At 60.8% G+C, this 18,256-nt stretch carries 17 protein-coding genes and 1 pseudogene; 12 read left to right on the top strand and 6 right to left on the bottom strand.

Annotated features, from left to right (window positions below; all coding sequences use genetic code 11):
- Positions 1–2 precede the first annotated feature (2 nt).
- The 3 genes from OVA07_RS12980 (at position 3) to OVA07_RS12970 (ending at position 2,901) form a co-directional block, all read left to right on the top strand.
- Positions 3–1,496, top strand: a complete 1,494-nt coding sequence (locus OVA07_RS12980) for a carboxylesterase/lipase family protein (RefSeq protein ID WP_268171862.1) — start codon at positions 3–5, stop codon at positions 1,494–1,496.
- Positions 1,497–1,610: 114 nt separating this feature from the next.
- Positions 1,611–2,045, top strand: a complete 435-nt coding sequence (locus OVA07_RS12975) for an RrF2 family transcriptional regulator (RefSeq protein WP_268171861.1) — start codon at positions 1,611–1,613, stop codon at positions 2,043–2,045.
- Between the two features lie 67 nt (positions 2,046–2,112).
- Positions 2,113–2,901, top strand: coding sequence for an outer membrane protein assembly factor BamD (locus tag OVA07_RS12970; protein ID WP_268172711.1), 789 nt, complete (start codon positions 2,113–2,115; stop codon positions 2,899–2,901).
- 448 nt (positions 2,902–3,349) lie between these two features.
- Here OVA07_RS12970 and OVA07_RS12965 read toward each other — a convergent pair whose 3' ends face one another.
- The 3 genes from OVA07_RS12965 to OVA07_RS12955 form a co-directional block, all read right to left on the bottom strand.
- A complete protein-coding gene (locus OVA07_RS12965; RefSeq protein ID WP_268171860.1) occupies positions 3,350–4,282 on the bottom strand; it encodes a DUF481 domain-containing protein in 933 nt (310 codons plus the stop codon).
- Positions 4,283–4,479: 197 nt separating this feature from the next.
- The gene (locus OVA07_RS12960; RefSeq protein ID WP_268171859.1) at positions 4,480–5,559 is read right to left on the bottom strand and encodes a glycosyltransferase family 4 protein; all 1,080 of its coding nucleotides are present in this window, start codon (positions 5,557–5,559) and stop codon (positions 4,480–4,482) included.
- The gene (locus OVA07_RS12955; protein ID WP_268172710.1) at positions 5,556–6,389 is read right to left on the bottom strand and encodes a UDP-2,3-diacylglucosamine diphosphatase; all 834 of its coding nucleotides are present in this window, start codon (positions 6,387–6,389) and stop codon (positions 5,556–5,558) included. Before OVA07_RS12955 ends, OVA07_RS12960 begins: the two co-directional genes overlap by 4 nt.
- Positions 6,390–6,606: 217 nt before the next feature.
- On the opposite strand from OVA07_RS12955, the gene recN reads away from it, so the two are divergent.
- The 5 genes from recN to OVA07_RS12930 all read left to right on the top strand — a co-directional run bounded on the left by recN (position 6,607) and on the right by OVA07_RS12930 (position 11,965).
- Positions 6,607–8,271 carry a DNA repair protein RecN gene (gene recN, locus OVA07_RS12950; protein ID WP_268171858.1) on the top strand — a complete coding sequence of 555 codons (1,665 nt, stop codon included), beginning with the start codon at positions 6,607–6,609 and terminating at the stop codon, positions 8,269–8,271.
- Complete coding sequence (locus tag OVA07_RS12945) at positions 8,268–8,651, top strand: putative quinol monooxygenase (RefSeq protein WP_268171856.1); 384 nt, start codon at positions 8,268–8,270, stop codon at positions 8,649–8,651. Before recN ends, OVA07_RS12945 begins: the two co-directional genes overlap by 4 nt.
- Positions 8,652–8,738: 87 nt before the next feature.
- Entirely contained in the window at positions 8,739–10,823 is a 2,085-nt protein-coding gene (ligA, locus tag OVA07_RS12940) for an NAD-dependent DNA ligase LigA (RefSeq protein WP_268172709.1), read from the top strand.
- A 4-nt stretch (positions 10,824–10,827) separates the two neighbouring features.
- The gene (locus OVA07_RS12935; RefSeq protein ID WP_268171855.1) at positions 10,828–11,454 is read left to right on the top strand and encodes a LysE family translocator; all 627 of its coding nucleotides are present in this window, start codon (positions 10,828–10,830) and stop codon (positions 11,452–11,454) included.
- A gap of 4 nt (positions 11,455–11,458) precedes the next feature.
- A complete protein-coding gene (locus OVA07_RS12930) occupies positions 11,459–11,965 on the top strand; it encodes a CinA family protein (protein ID WP_268171854.1) in 507 nt (168 codons plus the stop codon).
- Here OVA07_RS12930 and OVA07_RS12925 read toward each other — a convergent pair.
- The 3 genes from OVA07_RS12925 to bla all read right to left on the bottom strand — a co-directional run bounded on the left by OVA07_RS12925 (position 11,950) and on the right by bla (position 14,595).
- Positions 11,950–12,747 (bottom strand): enoyl-CoA hydratase/isomerase family protein, encoded by a 798-nt coding sequence (locus OVA07_RS12925; RefSeq protein WP_268171853.1) that lies wholly within the window; start codon positions 12,745–12,747, stop codon positions 11,950–11,952. The two genes, OVA07_RS12930 and OVA07_RS12925, sit on opposite strands and share 16 nt — an antisense overlap.
- A gap of 64 nt (positions 12,748–12,811) precedes the next feature.
- Positions 12,812–13,732 (bottom strand): 50S ribosomal protein L11 methyltransferase, encoded by a 921-nt coding sequence (locus tag OVA07_RS12920; protein ID WP_268171852.1) that lies wholly within the window; start codon positions 13,730–13,732, stop codon positions 12,812–12,814.
- Positions 13,729–14,595, bottom strand: a complete 867-nt coding sequence (bla, locus tag OVA07_RS12915) for a subclass B3 metallo-beta-lactamase (protein WP_268171851.1) — start codon at positions 14,593–14,595, stop codon at positions 13,729–13,731. The genes OVA07_RS12920 and bla overlap by 4 nt, the downstream gene beginning before the upstream one ends.
- 177 nt (positions 14,596–14,772) lie before the next feature.
- Between bla and sdhC the strand changes: the two are divergent.
- The 4 genes and pseudogenes from sdhC to OVA07_RS12895 all read left to right on the top strand — a co-directional run bounded on the left by sdhC (position 14,773) and on the right by OVA07_RS12895 (position 18,255).
- Positions 14,773–15,199, top strand: a pseudogene (sdhC, locus tag OVA07_RS12910) (succinate dehydrogenase, cytochrome b556 subunit).
- Positions 15,200–15,237: 38 nt separating this feature from the next.
- A complete protein-coding gene (sdhD, locus tag OVA07_RS12905; RefSeq protein WP_268171850.1) occupies positions 15,238–15,621 on the top strand; it encodes a succinate dehydrogenase, hydrophobic membrane anchor protein in 384 nt (127 codons plus the stop codon).
- A gap of 3 nt (positions 15,622–15,624) precedes the next feature.
- Positions 15,625–17,439: a succinate dehydrogenase flavoprotein subunit gene (sdhA, locus tag OVA07_RS12900; RefSeq protein WP_268171849.1), complete on the top strand. Its 1,815-nt coding sequence runs from the start codon at positions 15,625–15,627 to the stop codon at positions 17,437–17,439.
- Positions 17,440–17,640: 201 nt separating this feature from the next.
- The gene (locus OVA07_RS12895) at positions 17,641–18,255 is read left to right on the top strand and encodes a hypothetical protein (RefSeq protein ID WP_268171848.1); all 615 of its coding nucleotides are present in this window, start codon (positions 17,641–17,643) and stop codon (positions 18,253–18,255) included.
- Position 18,256: the final 1 nt, after the last annotated feature.

Raw genomic sequence — 18,256 nt, 5'->3', positions numbered from 1 at the left:
GGATGCGCAACACTGTCCGCGCCATGGCTCTTGGCGTTTCTCTTATCGCAACTGTCGTGTCAGCCCAGACTGTCACTACCGCTTCGGGCGCGGTAAAGGGCGTTACCACCGGTGCGGTGAGCGCCTTCAAGGGCATCCCTTATGCCGCAGCGCCAGTGGGTGAAAACCGCTGGCGCGCCCCGCAACCGGTTGCTTCGTGGACGGGTGAACGCGATGCATCGGCTTATGGCGCCGATTGCGCACAGGCACCATTTCCGCCTGATGCAGCACCGATCGTCACTACGCCTTCGGAAGACTGCCTCTATCTGAACGTATGGAAGCCCGCTTCGGCCAAGCCTGGAGCGAAGCTTCCGGTGATGGTTTGGGTCCACGGCGGAGGCTTCGTCAATGGTGGTTCCTCGCCCGCCAGCTATTCGGGTGAGAACTTTGCCCGTGATGGTGTGGTGCTGGTCAGCCTGAACTACCGCCTTGGCCGCTATGGCTTCTTTGCCCATCCCGGCCTTGCGGCTGAAGGGTTTGGCGGGAACTTTGGTTTCCTTGACCAGATTGCTGCGCTCAAGTGGGTTCAGGCCAATGCCGCCGCGTTTGGTGGCGATCCTGCCAATGTCACCGTGTTTGGTGAAAGCGCGGGCGGCATGTCGATGCATATGCTGTTGCAATCGCCGCTGGCGCGCGGACTGTTCCACAAGGCTGTGATCGAAAGCGGTGGCGGGCGTGATCGCGCGCTACCGATGCCGACTATGGCTGTGGCCGCAAAATCGGGTGAAGCGTTTGCGCCGGGCCTTGATGCGGCGGGGCTGCGTGCGCTGCCTGCTGCAAAGATTACCGGTGATCTTTCGATGATGACCATGGGTAAGCCGGACTATTCCGGTCCGATGGTTGATGGTCGCACCATACTGGGCAGCAGTGTCGAAGGCATTGCTGGCGGCATTTATGCCAATGTGCCGGTCATGGTCGGGGCCAATTCTGCCGATGGTTTCCCCATGGTGACCGACAAGGACAAGATCTTTGCGACCTATGGCGACAAGGCTGCGCAGGCGCGCGCGCTGTATGATTCCGATGGCAAGTTGACTGGGCTTGTGGTTGGCACGATGACCAGCGCGGACAAGACGTTCATCGAACCTGCGCGCGCGGTCGCGCGGGCTTTGGCCAAGCGTGGGCAGCCTGCCTATCTCTACCGCTTTGCCTATGCCCATCCTGAGATGCAGGCGGCCATGGGCGGTGCACCCCATGCCAGCGAAATTCCGTATGTTTTCGATACGGTTGCTTCGCGCACGCAATGGAAGATGGTTGCAGAAGAGCCTGCCGTGGCCACGGTAACGCATAAACTTTGGGTGGAATTCGCCAAGACGGGCAAGCCTGGTACCCAGTGGCCTGCTGCAACGGCAGATGACACCAAAGTCATGCTGATCGATGCCAAGGGCGCTGCCCATGTCGAAGACCCCTACCGCGCTCGCCTTGATTTCGTTGAGTCGCTGGTGACGGCAGCAAAGTAAGTTTTTGCAGGTGACGGTGCGTCCCTCTGGTCAAGGCCTTGGGGCGCACCAATCCTGAACAGGTAATTCTACCTCTCGCGTTGACTTTCCCGCGCAAGAGTCCATTTCTGCGCCATGCTTTCGCAAAAAACGCGATACACGATCCGCGCGCTGCAACATTTGGCCGATCTGTTTGGCCAAGGTGCTGTGCGCCTTGACGCGATTGCAGAAGCGCAAAATATTCCGCGAAAGTTTCTTACGGTCATTTTGTCTGAAATGGCGCGTGAAGGGATTGTCGTGTCGCATCGCGGGCGCGATGGCGGTTATGAACTGGCGCTGCCGCCGGTTGATATCCGCTATGGCGACATCATCCGTTTGACGCGGGGCAGTCTGGCATTGGTACCCTGCGCGGCGCGAAATGCATACGAACACTGCACCAATTGCCTGCCCGAAGCAGAATGCCGTCTGCGCGGACTTATGCTGCAATTGCGCGATGATACGGCCGCGATTCTCGACCGGATCACGCTTGCTGATCCAATTGCTGTCGAGCCGCCGTTTGCAGAAGCGTAAAAGCACGCAAGCTTCACTTGGCGTTCAGCAACCGGCTGGCTATAGGGTCGGCATGACGCTCTCAGCTATGCGGCGCCCGCTGCGCCTCGCCGTTCTTGCCGCCGCCACGCTCGCCATGGGCGTTACCGCCGGTTGTGCGGGCAGCAAGGGCAAGAAAGACGTCGCCTATGTCGCGCGTGACGTCGACACGCTCTATGCTGCGGCCAAGGATCGTCTGGACAAGGGCGATGCCAAACAGGCGGCGGCACTGTTTGATGAAGTTGAACGTCAGCACCCCTATTCGCCATGGGCACGCCGTGCCCAGCTGATGAGCTCGTTCAGCTATTACGCTTCGCGTGATTATCCCAAGTCGGTTCAGTCTGCGCAGCGCTTCTTGTCGATTCACCCCGGCAACAAGGACGCGCCTTACGCTTATTACCTGATCGCGCTGTGCTATTACGAACAGATCTCTGACGTGACGCGCGACCAGAAGATTACGCAGCAGGCGCTGACGGCGATGAACGAACTGGTCCGTCGCTATCCCAACACCGACTATGCATCCGACGCACGTCTGAAGATCGACCTCATCAACGATCACCTTGCGGGCAAGGAGATGGAAATCGGGCGCATGTACCAAAGCAGCGGCAAATGGCTGGCCGGTACGCTGCGGTTCCGTACCGTGGTGGAAAAGTACCAGTCCACCAGCCACGCGCCCGAAGCACTTTATCGTCTGGTCGAAAGCTATTTGTCGCTGGGAATGCCGCAGGAAGCGCAAAAGGCTGCCGCTGTGCTGGGCAGCAACTATCCGGGCAGCAAATGGTATGACCGCGCCTTTGGTCTGATGAACAAGCACGCACCGGGCACGCAGGCAATCTGATTAGGCGCGCCGGGTTTAACCGGCTGTGGCGCGAGTATCTGGCTAGCGCGGAGGGACGCGGTTTTGCCGCTTCGCCTCGCGTTCGAGTCGTAATTGTTCGCGCCGGGCTTGGGCTGCCTGTCGCCGCTCTTCGGTGAGGCGATTGTTTTCAAGGCATCGGTCGCGGTGCATGGTCATCTCCGCGATGCAGCGATCCCGATAATTGGCTCTCACCGGAGCATCGCAGACAGCTCGGCTTTGCTGTTCAAACTGTTTGTAGCAGCGGCTTTCTGTTTGCGCCTGAGCCGGTGAAGCAATCGCTGAAATTAAAAGCGATGCTGACGCGCACAAAATTGCCGTTATGAATATACGCATGTTTGGCACACTCTCTTGCAAATGGGAGTGGTCGCAATTTTATAGAAAAATCCACAGTACTTGGAAGTTTTATTGTTTGCAGTTCTGGTGCGGATCAAAAGCCGTAAACCAGTGTAAGCCTGCTGGTCGTATCGGTAGGGCGTCGGCCAGTTTCTGGGGCGCTTTCATATTGCAACATATAGGAAAAGCGCGCCTTCAATTTGCCGATCAGTTGCGAATCGAGTGCGGCGAGCGTGTAAAGCGTGCTGCCTTTGGCATCGACATAGGCGCTGGCGTCCTGGCTGAAGTGCAATCCGCGCGCCAGCTTCATTTTCATGTCTACCGAAGCAAGACCGGCCACAACGGATTCGCGCGTGCCATCTATCGCGTCGGTTTCGCGCCATGCTGGGCCGGCTTTGACGTTGATCTTGGTAGCGCCGTCGTTGGCCAGCCGATAACCCAATCCGCCTGACACGCTGTAGCGTGCCTCAAACCCCTGAAAGCGATCCTTTTCATATTGTCCCAGACCGTAAATGTAAGCCTTTGGGCCGAACTGATAGTTCGGTTCCATCGACAGGCGATATTGTTCGCGCGTTACTACGTTTGAGGTTTCCTGATAATCGGCGCGCGCGCTGCTGCCGATCCGCCAATTTTCGCCTTCCAGTAGCAACTTAAGCCCGCCTACAAAGCCAATGCCCGGTGCGTTGCCGGTGTTGGCAAAGGCACCCAGTTCGCCTTCACCCGTCCACTTTGTCGTGGGGGGCGACGCCATGGCGCTGGTAAATACGGCTTCAGGTTGTTTGACAGGCAGCGCCGGAGTTGGCGCAATCGGAGCGCTGTTTGCCTGCTGGCCTTGCGCAATCTGCCAAGCTGCAACCCGCCGGTCGATGGCTGCTGCGGCAACCGGGTATGCCAGCCGGGCAATACGCACTACGGCATCGGCGCTTGTCTCGTCGCCTGCCTGTAGTGCTGTATCAATCATCGCGGCGACGCCTGCGGGCAGGTCTGTCTCATCGGGCTGCAGGGCCACCGCTGGCGCGGCAATCACAGACGCAACTCCTAACAAGAACGGCATCGTGGGCAATTTCCCGTGGCAGATCGTTGAAAAACAAGGATGACTTGCGTGATTATATCGCGCCAATCGAACATTTCCACCGTCTGACCGATAAAAGGTGCCCGCAACGCAAAACCGCGCCGGGGGCACCGGCGCGGCTGTGTTTTTCCGCGAATCTGCGGGTCAGATGGTCAAGCTGGTTCTATTTCGCGCACAGACAACATGGCGTCGGTTACCGCGTCAAGGAACTGGTCTGTGGCGCGGTCCCAATTGTAGGACGCGCCGTGGATTGCCGCACCCAGCGGATCGCAGCGCAGCGCCTTGGCGATGGCCAGTGCCAGATTTTCATCCACTGCGCCTATCCGCATCGGCAGATCGTCGCCGGGCCCGTGCCCGTCAGGTCCGATGACATCCAGCGGGCCAGGGACGGGGAAGGCGGCAATCGGCAAACCGCAAGCCAATGCCTCGATCATCACCAGGCCGAAGGTATCGGTGCGACTGGGGAATACGAATACATCGGCGGAGCGATAGGCCTGTGCCAGATCTTCGCCATGCAGTGCACCCAGGAAAACGACCTTGGGATAGCGTGCCTTCATCCGTGCCAGATCAGGGCCATCGCCCACCACGACTTTGGTGCCGGGCACATCGGCGTCGAGAAACGCGGTCAGGTTCTTTTCAATAGCCACCCGGCCCACGTTGAGCATGATCGGCCCGGCTAGGCCGGTCATACGGGGCAGGGGGGCGTGATCGGGGCGAACCAGCGCGGGTTCGAACAGCGCACGATCAATTCCGCGTGTCCAAAGCCGGGTCTGGCCGATGCCCTGATTCGCCAGTTCACGCGCCAGCGTTGGCGTTGAAACCAGCACGGCGCGGCTTGGCCCATGGAACCGGCGCATCAGTGGCCAGAAATGTTCGGGGCTAAGTCCGGTACGTGCGGCGGCGTATTCGGGAAAGCGGGTGTGGAAAGCGCTGGTGAATGGCACGCCGCTGGTTTTGCACCATCCGCGTGCACTCCACCCTATGGGGCCTTCGGTGGCGATATGCACCACGTCGGGCGCGAAATCTGCCAGCGTGCGGCGCGTGCCAAAGCGGGGGGCCATGGCCAGCCGGATTTCGCTGTAGCCGGGCAGCGGCATCGTGCGGAACTGGCTGGGCGTAATGAGTTCGACTTCGTGCCCGCGCTCGTTCAACCGGTCGACCGTGGCGGCCAGCGTGCGAACCACGCCGTTGACCTGCGGGTGCCAGGCGTCAGTGCAGATGGCGATTCTCATGCGGGCTCCTCCTCGTGCGCGGGAAGCGGTGCGGCCGGGACTGCCTTTTTGGCATTCGCGGCGCGGCGGGTTTCTTCGGCCCAATCGATTATCGACATCGCGCCATCGCGGTCTTCGACCAGCGCAGTGCAGCTTTCCACCCAGTCGCCATCGTTATAATATGTGATGTCGCCGATCTGGCGGATTTCAGCGCAGTGGATATGGCCGCAAACTACACCGTCCACACCCATGTCGCGCGCCGCGTGGGCCACCGCTTCTTCAAAATCGCACACGAACTGAACCGCGTTTTTCACCCGCTTTTTCATATAGGCGGACAGCGACCAGTAAGGCATTTTCAACATGCGACGGATTGCGTTGAACCAGCGGTTCGTGCGCAACAGGATTTCATAGGCCTTGTCGCCTAGAAATGCGAGCCAGCGTGCGTAAAGCACCACGCCATCGAAGCCGTCGCCATGCGTCACCAGCAGGCGACGACCATCGGCAGTTTCGTGGATCGCTTCCAGTTCCAGTTCCACCCCGCCAAAGCTCATCCCCGCATAGGGGCGCAGCATTTCGTCGTGGTTACCCGCAATCAGGATGACGCGCGTGCCCCGGTGCGCCATTTTCAGCACGCGCCGGATCACTTCGTTGTGTTCGTCGGGCCAGTACCAGCCTTTTTTCAGCCGCCAGCCGTCGACAATATCGCCGACCAGATACAGCGTTTCGCATTCGATCGAGGAGAGGAAATCCAGCAGCAGGGCCGCGTTACAGCCGCGCGTGCCCAGATGCAGGTCGGAAATCCACACCGTGCGCAATTTGCGCTTGGGCCGGAAGCCACGCGGTTCGGGCATGTCCAGCCACGAAGGGATGGCGGCAAAGAGTTCTGAAGATGACTTGAACGGGCTTGAACCGTCAGCAAACGTCCGCGAAGGCATGGGCGCACCTTTCTTCATGCGCTTATGATCTGGCAGAGTCGCGTTGCGTCCGTGTGGCACCGTGTAACGCGGATGAAACAAGTGGGGAACGTTGATGACGAAGGCGCATCAACCCGCTAGAGACTCGCACAAGATGCTGACCAGCTTGTCGATCCGCAACGTCGTGCTCATCGAGGCGCTTGACCTGACCTTTTCCGGTGGCCTTGGCGTGCTGACCGGTGAGACGGGTGCGGGTAAGTCGATCCTGCTTGATGCACTTGGCCTGATTCTGGGCGACCGGGCCGACAGCGGCCTTGTCCGCAATGGCGAAGATCAGGCCAGCGTGATCGCCACGTTCGAATTTGACAGTTTGCCGGATGTCATACGCGCTGCGCTGGTCGAAGCGGAAGTGGATGTCGAGCCGGGCGAACCGCTGATCGTCAAACGCCGGGTAAAGGCCGATGGCGGATCGAAGGCTTTCATCAACGATCAGCCGGTTGGCGTTGCCCTGCTGCGCGAACTGGCGCGTAGTCTGGTTGAACTGCACGGGCAACACGATGATCGCGGATTGGTGAATGCGCGCGGGCACCGGGCTTTGCTGGATCGTTATGCCGGAGCGGATGCAGCAGGCGTTGAAGCAGCGTGGATCAAATGGCGCAAGGCAGAAGATGCCTTGGCCACAGCGCGCGCGCGGGTGGACAAAGCTGCTGAAGAACAGGACTTGCTGCTTGCCCATCTGGCCGAACTTACCGCGCTGACCCCGGTTGTGGGCGAGGAAGACGAACTGGCTGGGCAGCGCGCCGACATGCAGAAGGGCGAACGCCTTTCGGGCGATCTGGTTGAATTGCAGCGCTTGTGGGAGGGGTCGGATTCGGCACTTGCCACCTTGCGCAGCGCGGCCCGCAGGCTTGACCGTATCGCCAGCGAACACCCCATGCTGGCCGAAGCGCTGGAGGCGCTGGACCGCGCGGTGATCGAAGCGGGAGAGGCTGAGGACAAGCTGGCCCGTGCAGCGGAGATGCTGGCCCACGATCCTGCATTGCTTGACCGTATCGAAACCCGCCTGTTCGATTTGCGCGCCGCCGCGCGCAAGCATGGCTGCACTGTCGATGATCTGCCGCACAAGATGCAGGACATGCGCGTCGCGCTTGACGCGATCGAAGGCGGTGGGGCGCAGATTGCAGGCCTTGAACGTGCCGCACACGAGGCCAGTCTCGACTATCAGGCCAAGGCAGAAACCCTGTCTGTCGTTCGTGCCGAAGCAGCACGCAAGCTGGACAAGGCTGTGGCCGCCGAACTTGCGCCATTGAAACTGGATGCGGCAAAATTCCACACGGCTGTCCTGCGCCTGCCGGACGATCGGTGGGGGGCAGGCGGGATTGATGCGGTGGAGTTTCTCATCTCCACCAATCCTGGCGCTGATTTCGCTCCGCTGGGCAAAATCGCATCGGGCGGGGAACTTTCCCGCTTTATCCTCGCGTTGAAAGTGGCACTGGCCGAAGAAGGCGGGGCTGCCACAATCATCTTTGACGAAATTGACCGCGGCGTGGGCGGTGCGGTTGCCAGCGCGATTGGCGAACGGCTTGCCCGGCTTGCCGGCAATGGACAACTTCTGGCGGTTACCCACAGCCCGCAAGTCGCTGCGCGCGGCGACCGTCACTATATGATTGCCAAATCATCGCACGGCACCGTCACCCGCACTTCCGTCAATCTGCTGGACGCCGCCGCACGCAAGGAAGAGATCGCGCGGATGCTTTCCGGGGCCGAAGTTACCGCCGAAGCGCGTGCGCAGGCCGATCGGTTGCTGGAGCAGGCATGACGTTCGACCGTCGCAGCTTTATCGGCAGCGCCGCCGTTGCCATTCTTCTCTCAACGAAAGCCAGCGCCATGGAAGAGATCGACCCTGCAAACGTCTATGCCCTGATCGGTCAGATGATGGCTGCGCCGGGCAAACGGGAGGAACTGATCGTTTATCTGGCCGAAGGTAGCGCTGATATGCCGGGGAACCTTGCCTATCAAATCTGGCGCGACAAGGTGGACGAAAACAGCGTGTGGATCACCGAAGTCTGGACCGATGAAGCAGCGCACAAGGCCAGCCTGGGCCTGCCGCAAGTGCAGGAAGCCATCCGCAAGGCCCGCCCGATCATCGCTGGTTTCGGCGCGCGCGCTGAGGTGGAGCCGGTTGGGGCAAAGGCGTGAATCAAGATTGCCAATTGAAGAGTTGGGGTGAACCCCGTGCCTGATACGACACCTGAAATCCCCGAAGCTGATGCCGCCAACGAATTAATGCGGCTTGCGCGGCAGATTGCCAAGCACAACCGACTTTATCATGCCGAGGATGCGCCGGAAGTTTCGGATGCGGAATATGATGCGCTGGTTCGGCGCAACGCCGAACTGGAGGCAGCGTTTCCGCATCTGATCCGGCCCGACAGCCCCAGCGCGCAGGTGGGCCATGAAGTGGCGTCATCCCCTTTGCGCAAGGTCGCGCACGAGGTTCGAATGATGAGCCTCGACAATGCTTTTTCCGACGAGGAAGTGGCCGAGTTCGTTGCGCGTGTGCGCCGCTTCCTTGCGCTGGGCGATGATACCGAAGTGGCAATGACGGCGGAGGACAAGATCGATGGTCTGTCCTGTTCGCTGCGATACGAGAACGGGAAGCTTGTGCGAGCTGCCACGCGCGGTGACGGGCAGGTAGGGGAAGACGTCACGGCCAATGTCGCGCATATTCCTGACATTCCGCAGGAGTTGAAGGGCGAGGGGCTGTTCGACATTCCTGCCGTCTTCGAAATTCGCGGCGAGGTCTATATGGCCAAGGCGGACTTCCTGAAGCTGAATGAGATGCAGGCGGAAAAGGGCGACAAGATTTTCGCCAACCCTCGCAACGCGGCGGCAGGGGCGCTGCGCCAGAAGGATGCCAGCGTCACCGCCAGCCGTCCCTTGCGCTTCCTTGCCCATGGTTGGGGCGCGGCAAGCGAGGTTCCGGCGAAATCCCAGCTTGAAATGATGCGCAAGATCGCGGGGTGGGGCGTTCCCGTCTCGCCAAAGCTGATCTGCGGAGTCAGCGCGGACGAACTGATCGCGCACTATCAGAGCATAGGTAAGGCGCGCGCTGAACTGCCGTATGATATCGATGGTGTGGTCTATAAGGTGGACCGGCTTGACTGGCAGGACCGGCTTGGCTTTGTCGCCAAAGCGCCGCGCTGGGCCATGGCCCATAAATTCCCGGCAGAGCGAGCCGAAACCACGCTGGAAGCCATCGACATTCAGGTGGGGCGGACAGGCAAGCTGACGCCGGTGGGACGTCTTAAGCCGGTGCTGGTCGGCGGCGTTACCGTGACCAATGTTACGCTCCACAACCGCGATGAAATTGGCCGACTTGGCCTGCGTGTGGGCGACCGCGTGGTTCTTCAGCGCGCAGGCGATGTGATTCCGCAGGTGGTTGAAAACCTTACCCGTGATGATGCGCGCGAGGCCTATCATTTCCCCGATCACTGCCCGGAATGCCAGTCCGAAGCCGTGGCCGAAGAAGGCGAAGTTGATGTGCGTTGCACGGCCGGGCTGATCTGCCCTGCGCAGCGGGTGGAGCGGCTGAAGCATTTTGTCGGGCGGCCTGCGCTGGATATCGAAGGGCTGGGCGAAAAGACTATCGTCGAGTTTTTCCAGCTTGGCTGGCTGGAAGGCCCGGCGGACATTTTCCGGCTGAGGAAGCGTCGCGGCGATATCGTCGGGCGCGAGGGCTGGAAGGACAAGTCTGTGGACAACCTGTTGGCAGCCATTGAGGCCAAGCGTGAGCCTGATGCGGCTCGCCTGTTGTTTGGCCTTGGTATCCGCCATGTCGGCGCGGTCACAGCGCGCGATCTGTTGAAGCGGTTCGTTACCCTGCCTGCATTACGCAAGGCTGCCGAAGCTGCCCATTCTGCGCTTTCCAAACTGGATGGGGAGCAGCAGGAAGGTGCTCCTGCGCTTTGCGCGGAGCAGCTCGACGCCCGCGCTGATCTGCTGTCCATTGATGGTGTCGGTCCGGTCGTGATCGAAGCCTTGGGTGATTTCTTCCACGAACCGCACAACATCGCGGTCTGGGAAGACCTGCTGTCCGAAGTCAGCCCGCCGCCTTATGTGATCGAAACCAAGGCCAGCGCCGTTGCGGGCAAGATTGTGGTCTTTACCGGCAAGCTGGAAACGATGAGTCGGGACGAAGCCAAAGCGCAGGCCGAAGCGCTGGGCGCGCGCGCCGCAGGGTCTGTTTCACCCAAGACTGATTTGATCGTGGCGGGGCCGGGGGCGGGTTCGAAGCTGAAAAGGGCGGCCGAACTGGGCATAGATGTGATAGACGAAGCCGCATGGGCCGAAATCGTGCGGAACGCGGGATAGATTGATGGCATTTCACACATGGTGGCTGTTCGTCGTCACCGTCTTTTTCATCTCCGGATCGCCGGGGCCGAACATGCTGCATGTGATGACGCGCAGTGTCGAACTTGGCCTTGCGCGGTCAATCCTGGCCATGACGGGATGTTTCATCGCCGTGGTCAGCCTGCTTACCGCTTCGGCGCTGGGGCTGGCTGCGCTGCTTACGGCCTTGCCTGGTGCGTTTACGGTGCTACGCGTTGCAGGCGCGGGCTACCTGCTGTGGCTGGGCTACAAGGCGTGGATAGCCAAAGATGCCCCTGTTGATCTGACGGAAGGGCAGGGCGCACCTGTGATTTCGGACTGGCGGATTTTCCGCACCGCTTTCACCGTGGGCATTTCCAATCCCAAGGCGCTGGTGTTTGCGGCGGCTTTCCTTCCGCAGTTCATCGACGCCAGCCACCCTGAGTTGCCGCAGTTTGCCATCATGGTCGCCACGTTTGGGGTGATCGAAATTTCATGGTTCTTCATCTATGCGCTGGGCGGACGCTCAATTGCCGCTGCGCTGACCCGGCCTGCACTGAAAACGCTGTTCAACCGGGTAACGGGCGGGGTCTTCGTCGCATTTGGCATCGCCATGTTGGGATCGCGGACCTGATCTGATGCTGGAAGACCTCGCAGCTATCGCCGCGCAAGCAGGTGTCATGCTCAAGTCACGGCATCAGACCATTGCCGTGGTTGATGGCGCAACCGGAGGGCTTGTTTCGGCCAGCTTGCTTGCCATGCCCGGTGCTTCGGCGTTCTATCTTGGCGGCGGCGTCATCTATACCCTTAAGGGGCGGCGGATCGTGCTGGGCCATCCACCCGGTTCGCTGCGTGGGCATACTTCTGCGACGGAAGGCTATGCCATTGCGCAAGCAGAGCTTATCCGGCAACGCTATGGCGCAGACTGGGGCATTGCCGAAACTGGCGCGGCCGGCGGGGGCAGCGCGCACCCGCTGGGTGTAGCTTCGGGCAACAGCGCCGTGGCCGTGGTCGGGCCAAATGGCATTGCTGCATCGCGCCTTGTCCAGACCGGCAGCAATGCCCGGCTGGGCAATATGCAGGCATTCACGCAAGCGGCGCTGACCTTGTTGCGCGATACTTTAGCCGCTCATTCTGGCACGTAATTCGGCCGTCGCTTTTCGAGAAACGCCTGCATCCCTTCGCGGAAGTTTGGGCTGGCAGACGTCATCAGCTGGTTGCGGTTTTCAATGGCCATCGCGGCTTCAAGGCTGGGCGCGTCGATGGCAAGGTTCAACCCTTCCTTGGTCATGCGCAGGCCCATTGGCGATGCTGCGAGGAGATCGTCGACATAACTTTGCCCGGTCGCCTCAAGATCGGCGTCGGGCACCATTTCGGAAACCAATCCGGTGGCAAGCGCTCGCCGGGCATGAATGAACCGCCCTGTCAGCATCAGTTCGCTGGCAACCGATGTACCGACAAGGCGCGGCAAGAAATAACTGCATCCCATGTCGCAGGCAGAAAGCCCCAGCCGGATGAAGGCCGCGTTCATCTTGGCGCTTTCGCCGGCGATGCGGATATCGGATGCCAGCACAAAGCTGAAACCGCCGCCGCAGGCTGCGCCATGAACAAGGCTGATGATCGGCTGCGGGCAACGCCGCATCTTGAGATAAACGTCAGCCAAGTAGCCCTGAAAGCCAAACCCGCCCGCAAACGGCACTTCATCGCGCCCGTCGCTGCGTTCCTTGATATCCAGCCCGGCGCAGAACGCCTTGCCCGCGCCGCGTAGCACAACCACGCGCGTTGCTCGATCATGGAACAGAGCGCCGAAATAGTCGTTCAGTTCGCGCACCATTTCCAGCGAAATGGCATTGAGCGCGTCGGGCCGATTCAGTGTTACCCAGTCCGCCGCGTCGCGCTTTTCCACCGTGAATGTATTGTAGCTCATGCCCTGCATCCTTCGATTTAACCATTTGGTTAAGCCGAAGTTGCTGGCGTGACAAACCGTTTTCCTATCGGCGCAAAGCCTCGCCAGTGGCGCGCCGCCGCAGCCACAGGATCGACCAGTCGCCACGCACCATCCGCGCCGCCAATCTCAGGCCTGCCCGGCGATAGGCTGCGCGCACAGTCGCTTCCTGCGTTTCCAGCAAACCTGCCAACAACACGCTGCCGCCCGGCACCACCGCACGGGCGAAATCCGGGGCCAGTTCCACCAGCGGCCCGGCAAGAATGTTGGCGATCAGCAGGTCATACGGACCTGCCGCTTCCAGCAGGGGATGCTCCATCCCGGCTGCGATTACCATCGCCATCCGTCCCGGCCCATCACCCAGCACCATGCCGTTATTGGCAGCGTTCTCTGCGACAACCGGCCCGCATACCGCATCGATGTCACTGGCAATGGCGCGTGCTGTGGGCCACAGGTGCAGCCCGGCAAAGCCTAAAAGGCCGGTGCCGGTGCCGATATCGGCCAGATTGCGCACACGCACGCCCTGCCGTTTCATGTGGGTCAACATGGCAAGGCATCCGGCGGTGGTGGCATGTTGCCCGGTGCCGAACGCCTGACTGGCCGGGATCACGAAATCCCGCACGCCGTGCTGGTTGACCGGGGAATATTCCGGCGTGTGGACATGGAACACGCCTTCGCGGATTGGTTCGACGCCTTGCTGGCTCAACGTAACCCAGTCGGTATCGGGTAGCTTCTCCGTAACAAGCTCAGGCGCATCGGCTGCGAACAATCCGGCAATTGCCGCCCTGTCGGCTTTGGATGGTTTGCGGTCCATCCATGCTTCCAACTGCCAGTCGTCGGGCTTGTCTTCCGCAATCTCGCTGCCTGCGATCACTATGTCATGGTCCCAGTCCCACGCATCTTCATGCGCGATCAGCGCGGCCTGAATGACGTTGCGCGGGGCGAATGCGGTGACTTTCCAGCTCATTGTTCCAGCGCCTTGTTCAGGCGCGCACGGGCGCCTTCGACCAAAATCTTGCACGCCGCGGGATCGTCCAGCCGCTGTTGTCCGCTCATCCGTTCGAACATGGCGCTGGAACCGGGATGCGGTGTTAAAAGGATGCCGCAGTCCATTGCAGCCACTTTGTCAAACGTGTGGCGAAACATCGCCACGCGGTCCGGGTGCGCGGCAAAGCGATAGGTGCCAAGCTGCAGAGCGCTGATGGAGTCGACATAAGTAAACTTGCGGCAATCAGCACCATCGCAACTGGTCCAGGTCCAGCTTGTCGATCCTTCGGTATGGCCAGGCGTGGCGATCGCGGTCAGCCGGATCGGCCCGACGCGAACCTGCTTTCCGGGCTGGATTACGCGGTCCACCTTTGCCGGGGTGAAGCCATGGATTTCCTGCGCCTGCGGATCGGCAGGGCTGACCTTGCCGATGCGGATAACTTTGGCAGCGACAGGCAGGGCGACCACTTTTGCTCCGGTAGCCTTGGCTAGCGCGGCAAGCCCGCCGACATGATCGAAGTGTTCGTGACTGCTGACGATCAGGCCGACGTCCTGCGGATCGAATCCCAGCTTGCGGATATTGGCCAGCACATCGGGCACGGCGTCTTCCATGCCGGCATCGACAAGGACGTGCCCGTCAGGCCCGGTAATCAGCAGGACGCTGACCGTGCAACTGCCCACGTACCAGACATTGCCGAATATCCGGGCGGGCGGCGCGGGCGACGAAAAGTCTTCTTTTCCTTCGCACTGCTCCATGATTGCGCGCGTGGCCTGAATGTCCGCTGGTTGGGCGGGAACGGAAGCGGCGGTGGCCGCAAGGGCAAGGATTGCAGGGGTTAACATGGCCATCCGTCTAGGCACCGGGATGCCGCAGTGCAACGGCCAGCGTGGCAGGCTGTTCGGGGACTGTCCTTTTTTACACTCTTGGCGCGCTTGCACGGTCGATCATTTCGACTAATACCGAATCGCATCCCGATCGTGGCCAAACGCGATCCAAGCTGACTTCAAGGGGGTTATTTCATGGCGCAGGCGCGCAAAGCACGGCCAATTTCGCCGCATCTCCAGATCTGGCGCTGGGGTCCGGCCATGCTGGTTTCGATCCTGCACCGCGTCACCGGCAACGGTCTGGCCTTTGCAGGTCTTGGTCTGTTGCTGTGGTGGATCGGTGCGCTGGCAAGCGGTCCAGCCGCTTATCAGACGTTCATCGACTGGACCTGGGCTGGCACCGCAGGCGGCCTTCAGGCTGTTACCGCAGTGCTGGGCAAGATCGTCCTCGTCGGCCTGACCTGGGCATTTTTCCAGCATGCCGCTTCGGGTATCCGTCACCTCATCCTTGATGTGGGCGCCGGTTACGAACTGGAAAGCAAACGCGCGCTGGTCGATCATCACGATGGTCGTTTCTATCGTCCTCACCGCGCTGTTCTGGGCTTTCGTGCTGCTGCGCTAAGCGCCGGCGCGAACCGCTCCATTTGAAAGAGGCTTACCATGGGTAACGGCACCTCCATCGGTCGCGTTCGTGGGCTGGGTTCCAGCCACCACGGCGCACATCATTGGCTTACCGCCCGTCTGACGGCGGTGGGCAATCTTATCCTCATCACCTTCCTGATTGTCAGCCTTGCGCTGCTGCCGGAATACAGTTTTGCCACAGTGCGGGGCTGGGTAGCGCGTCCGATCCCGTCGGTGGCGCTGATCCTGATCATGGTGAACACCTTTGCCCACGCCCGCATGGGCGTGCAGGTCATGCTTGAAGACTATGTCCACGAAGAAGGCGGCAAGATCGCTGCGTGGCTGCTGGTCAACATCGTGCCTTTCGCTGGTGCAGCGTTCGGCATCCTTTCGGTTCTTCGCATTGCCCTGGGGGGCGCGTAAGTCATGACTTCCACTCAGCCTGCCTACAAGATCATCGACCATACCTACGACACGGTTGTCGTGGGTGCGGGCGGTTCGGGCCTTCGCGCAACCATGGGCGCCGCTCAGGCCGGTCTGCGCACCGCCTGCATCACCAAGGTTTTCCCCACGCGCTCGCACACCGTTGCGGCTCAGGGCGGGATTGCTGCTTCGCTGGGCAACAATTCGCCCGATCACTGGACCTGGCACATGTACGACACCGTCAAGGGGTCTGACTGGCTGGGCGATCAGGACGCGATCGAATACATGGTGCGCGAAGCGCCGGCTGCAGTTTACGAACTGGAACATGCAGGTGTGCCGTTCAGCCGAAACCCCGAAGGCACGATCTATCAGCGCCCGTTCGGTGGCCACATGCAGAACATGGGCGACGGTCCCCCGGTGCAGCGCACTTGCGCCGCGGCTGACCGTACCGGCCACGCCATGCTTCACGCGCTCTACCAGCAGAGCCTGAAGTACGACGCGGACTTCTTCATCGAATATTTCGCCATCGACCTCATCATGGAAAATGGCGAATGCCGTGGTGTGATCGCGCTGTGCATGGACGATGGTTCGATCCATCGTTTCCGCAGCCATTCGGTGGTTTTGGCGACGGGCGGTTATGGCCGCTCCTACTTCACCGCGACGTCGGCCCATACCTGCACGGGTGACGGCGGCGGCATGGTGCTGCGTGCTGGCCTGCCGCTGCAAGACATGGAATTCGTGCAGTTCCACCCGACCGGCATTTACGGTGCTGGCGTGCTGATTACCGAAGGCGCGCGCGGCGAAGGTGGTTACCTGACCAACTCCGAAGGCGAACGCTTCATGGAGCGTTATGCACCGTCGGCCAAGGATCTGGCATCGCGCGACGTGGTGTCGCGTTCGATGGCCATGGAAATCCGCGAAGGTCGCGGTGTTGGTCCGCACAAGGACCACATCTATCTGCACCTCGATCACATCGATCAGAAGGTGCTGGCCGAACGCCTGCCGGGCATCACCGAAAGCGGCAAGATCTTTGCCGGTGTCGACCTCACCCGCCAGCCTCTGCCGGTGGTTCCGACCGTTCACTACAACATGGGCGGCATCCCGACGAACTATCACGGCGAAGTCGTGACCATCGGTGCTGACGGCAACCCCGAAACGATCATCCCCGGTCTGTTCGCGGTGGGCGAAGCTGCCTGTGTTTCGGTCCATGGCGCAAACCGCCTCGGATCGAACTCGCTGATCGACCTTGTGGTGTTTGGCCGTGCAACCGGCCTGCGTCTCAAGGAACTGATCAAGCCGGGCACTTCACACAACTCGCTGCCCGCTGACAGCGCCGATCTGGCACTGTCGCGTCTTGACCACTTCCGCCACGCCAAGGGCGGTTCGCCCACGGCAGAAGTGCGCACCGAAATGCAGCGTACGATGTCGGCCCATGCAGCGGTGTTCCGCACCGACGAACTGATGGCTGAAGGCAAGGTGAAGCTGGCCGAAACCTACAAGCGTATGGAAGACATCCACGTCTCGGACCGCTCGCTGATCTGGAACTCTGACCTGGTGGAAACGCTGGAACTCGACAACCTTATCAGCCAAGCCAGCGTGACGATGCATTCGGCGCACAACCGCAAGGAAAGCCGCGGGGCCCACGCGCACGAGGATTTCCCCGATCGCAACGATGCCGAGTGGATGAAGCACACTGCCACCTGGTTCAATGGCTGGGGCGGCAAGGGCGGCGAAGTGCGCATCGACTACCGTCCGGTGCACGAATACACCCTGACCGACGATGTGGAATACATCAAGCCGAAGAAGCGCGTTTACTGATTGTCACAGACGCCGGTCCAGCGGGGCCGGTCGTTTGTCGAACGCCGAATGTTGTTGCGCCGGGATCTGGTATCCCGGCGCAATGCATTTGGGCCATCTTGAAAGGATGGCCTACAAGGGAGGCGTTCAATGAAATTGCGATCGGGAAATCGTTTTTCTGCGACAGCGCGTGCAGGTTTGATGGCCGGTATGGCGACTGCCATGATAGCGGGCCTGACCTTTGCGACCGGTGCCGCCGCCGCCCCTCAACCGCCTGCGCCACCTGCGCCTCCGGTGATGGAACGCAATGTTGTTGTGGTCGAACGCCATGGTCCGGATGGCGAAAGCCACGCCACCCACGTCCGCACCATTACGCGCGACGGCAAGACCTTTGTGTTCGAGACGGACAAGCCGCTGTCCGACGAAGATGTGGAGCGCCGCATTGCCGATGCCGAGGCGCGGCTTCCGCCAGTTGCACTTGTCCCGCCCATCGCCGGTAAAGACCGGCATCGCGAGCAGCAGCGGGTCATCGTACTGAACGACGAGGGTGAGACCGTTACCGATGTGGTCAGCGAAGACGGCGGGCACTGTGCCGCTGGCCAGATGCTGTCCAATGTCGACACCAGTGCGGAAGATCAGGGCAAGGTAACCCGCGTACGCATCCGCACCTGCGCTTCAGCTGAAGGCATGGAAAAGCGTGCCATGGCCGAAGCGTTGGAAGGTGTGCGCAAGGCCCGTGAGGAGATTTCCCGCGACAAAAGCCTGTCAGATGCAGTCCGCAAGGAAGTTCTCAAGGAACTCGATGCGGAAATCTCCCGGATGAAACGCGAAAGTTGAC

The sequence above is a fragment of the Novosphingobium sp. SL115 genome, from assembly GCF_026672515.1.
Classification (GTDB): Bacteria; Pseudomonadota; Alphaproteobacteria; order Sphingomonadales; family Sphingomonadaceae; genus Novosphingobium.
This window is presented reverse-complemented; position numbering and strand designations above follow the sequence as displayed.

Coding starts and splice junctions, on each gene's coding strand:
- OVA07_RS12925 (WP_268171853.1), bottom strand. CDS start 12,747: ATGAGCTACAATACATTCACGGTGGAAAAGCGCGACGCGGCGGACTGG.
- OVA07_RS12895 (WP_268171848.1), top strand. CDS start 17,641: ATGATAGCGGGCCTGACCTTTGCGACCGGTGCCGCCGCCGCCCCTCAA.
- OVA07_RS12960 (WP_268171859.1), bottom strand. CDS start 5,559: ATGAGAATCGCCATCTGCACTGACGCCTGGCACCCGCAGGTCAACGGC.
- sdhD (WP_268171850.1), top strand. CDS start 15,238: ATGGGTAACGGCACCTCCATCGGTCGCGTTCGTGGGCTGGGTTCCAGC.
- OVA07_RS12975 (WP_268171861.1), top strand. CDS start 1,611: ATGCTTTCGCAAAAAACGCGATACACGATCCGCGCGCTGCAACATTTG.
- OVA07_RS12930 (WP_268171854.1), top strand. CDS start 11,459: ATGCTGGAAGACCTCGCAGCTATCGCCGCGCAAGCAGGTGTCATGCTC.
- OVA07_RS12955 (WP_268172710.1), bottom strand. CDS start 6,389: ATGCCCGAACCGCGTGGCTTCCGGCCCAAGCGCAAATTGCGCACGGTG.
- OVA07_RS12970 (WP_268172711.1), top strand. CDS start 2,113: ATGCGGCGCCCGCTGCGCCTCGCCGTTCTTGCCGCCGCCACGCTCGCC.
- recN (WP_268171858.1), top strand. CDS start 6,607: ATGCTGACCAGCTTGTCGATCCGCAACGTCGTGCTCATCGAGGCGCTT.
- OVA07_RS12980 (WP_268171862.1), top strand. CDS start 3: ATGCGCAACACTGTCCGCGCCATGGCTCTTGGCGTTTCTCTTATCGCA.
- OVA07_RS12935 (WP_268171855.1), top strand. CDS start 10,828: ATGGCATTTCACACATGGTGGCTGTTCGTCGTCACCGTCTTTTTCATC.
- OVA07_RS12920 (WP_268171852.1), bottom strand. CDS start 13,732: ATGAGCTGGAAAGTCACCGCATTCGCCCCGCGCAACGTCATTCAGGCC.
- bla (WP_268171851.1), bottom strand. CDS start 14,595: ATGTTAACCCCTGCAATCCTTGCCCTTGCGGCCACCGCCGCTTCCGTT.
- ligA (WP_268172709.1), top strand. CDS start 8,739: ATGCGGCTTGCGCGGCAGATTGCCAAGCACAACCGACTTTATCATGCC.
- sdhA (WP_268171849.1), top strand. CDS start 15,625: ATGACTTCCACTCAGCCTGCCTACAAGATCATCGACCATACCTACGAC.
- OVA07_RS12945 (WP_268171856.1), top strand. CDS start 8,268: ATGACGTTCGACCGTCGCAGCTTTATCGGCAGCGCCGCCGTTGCCATT.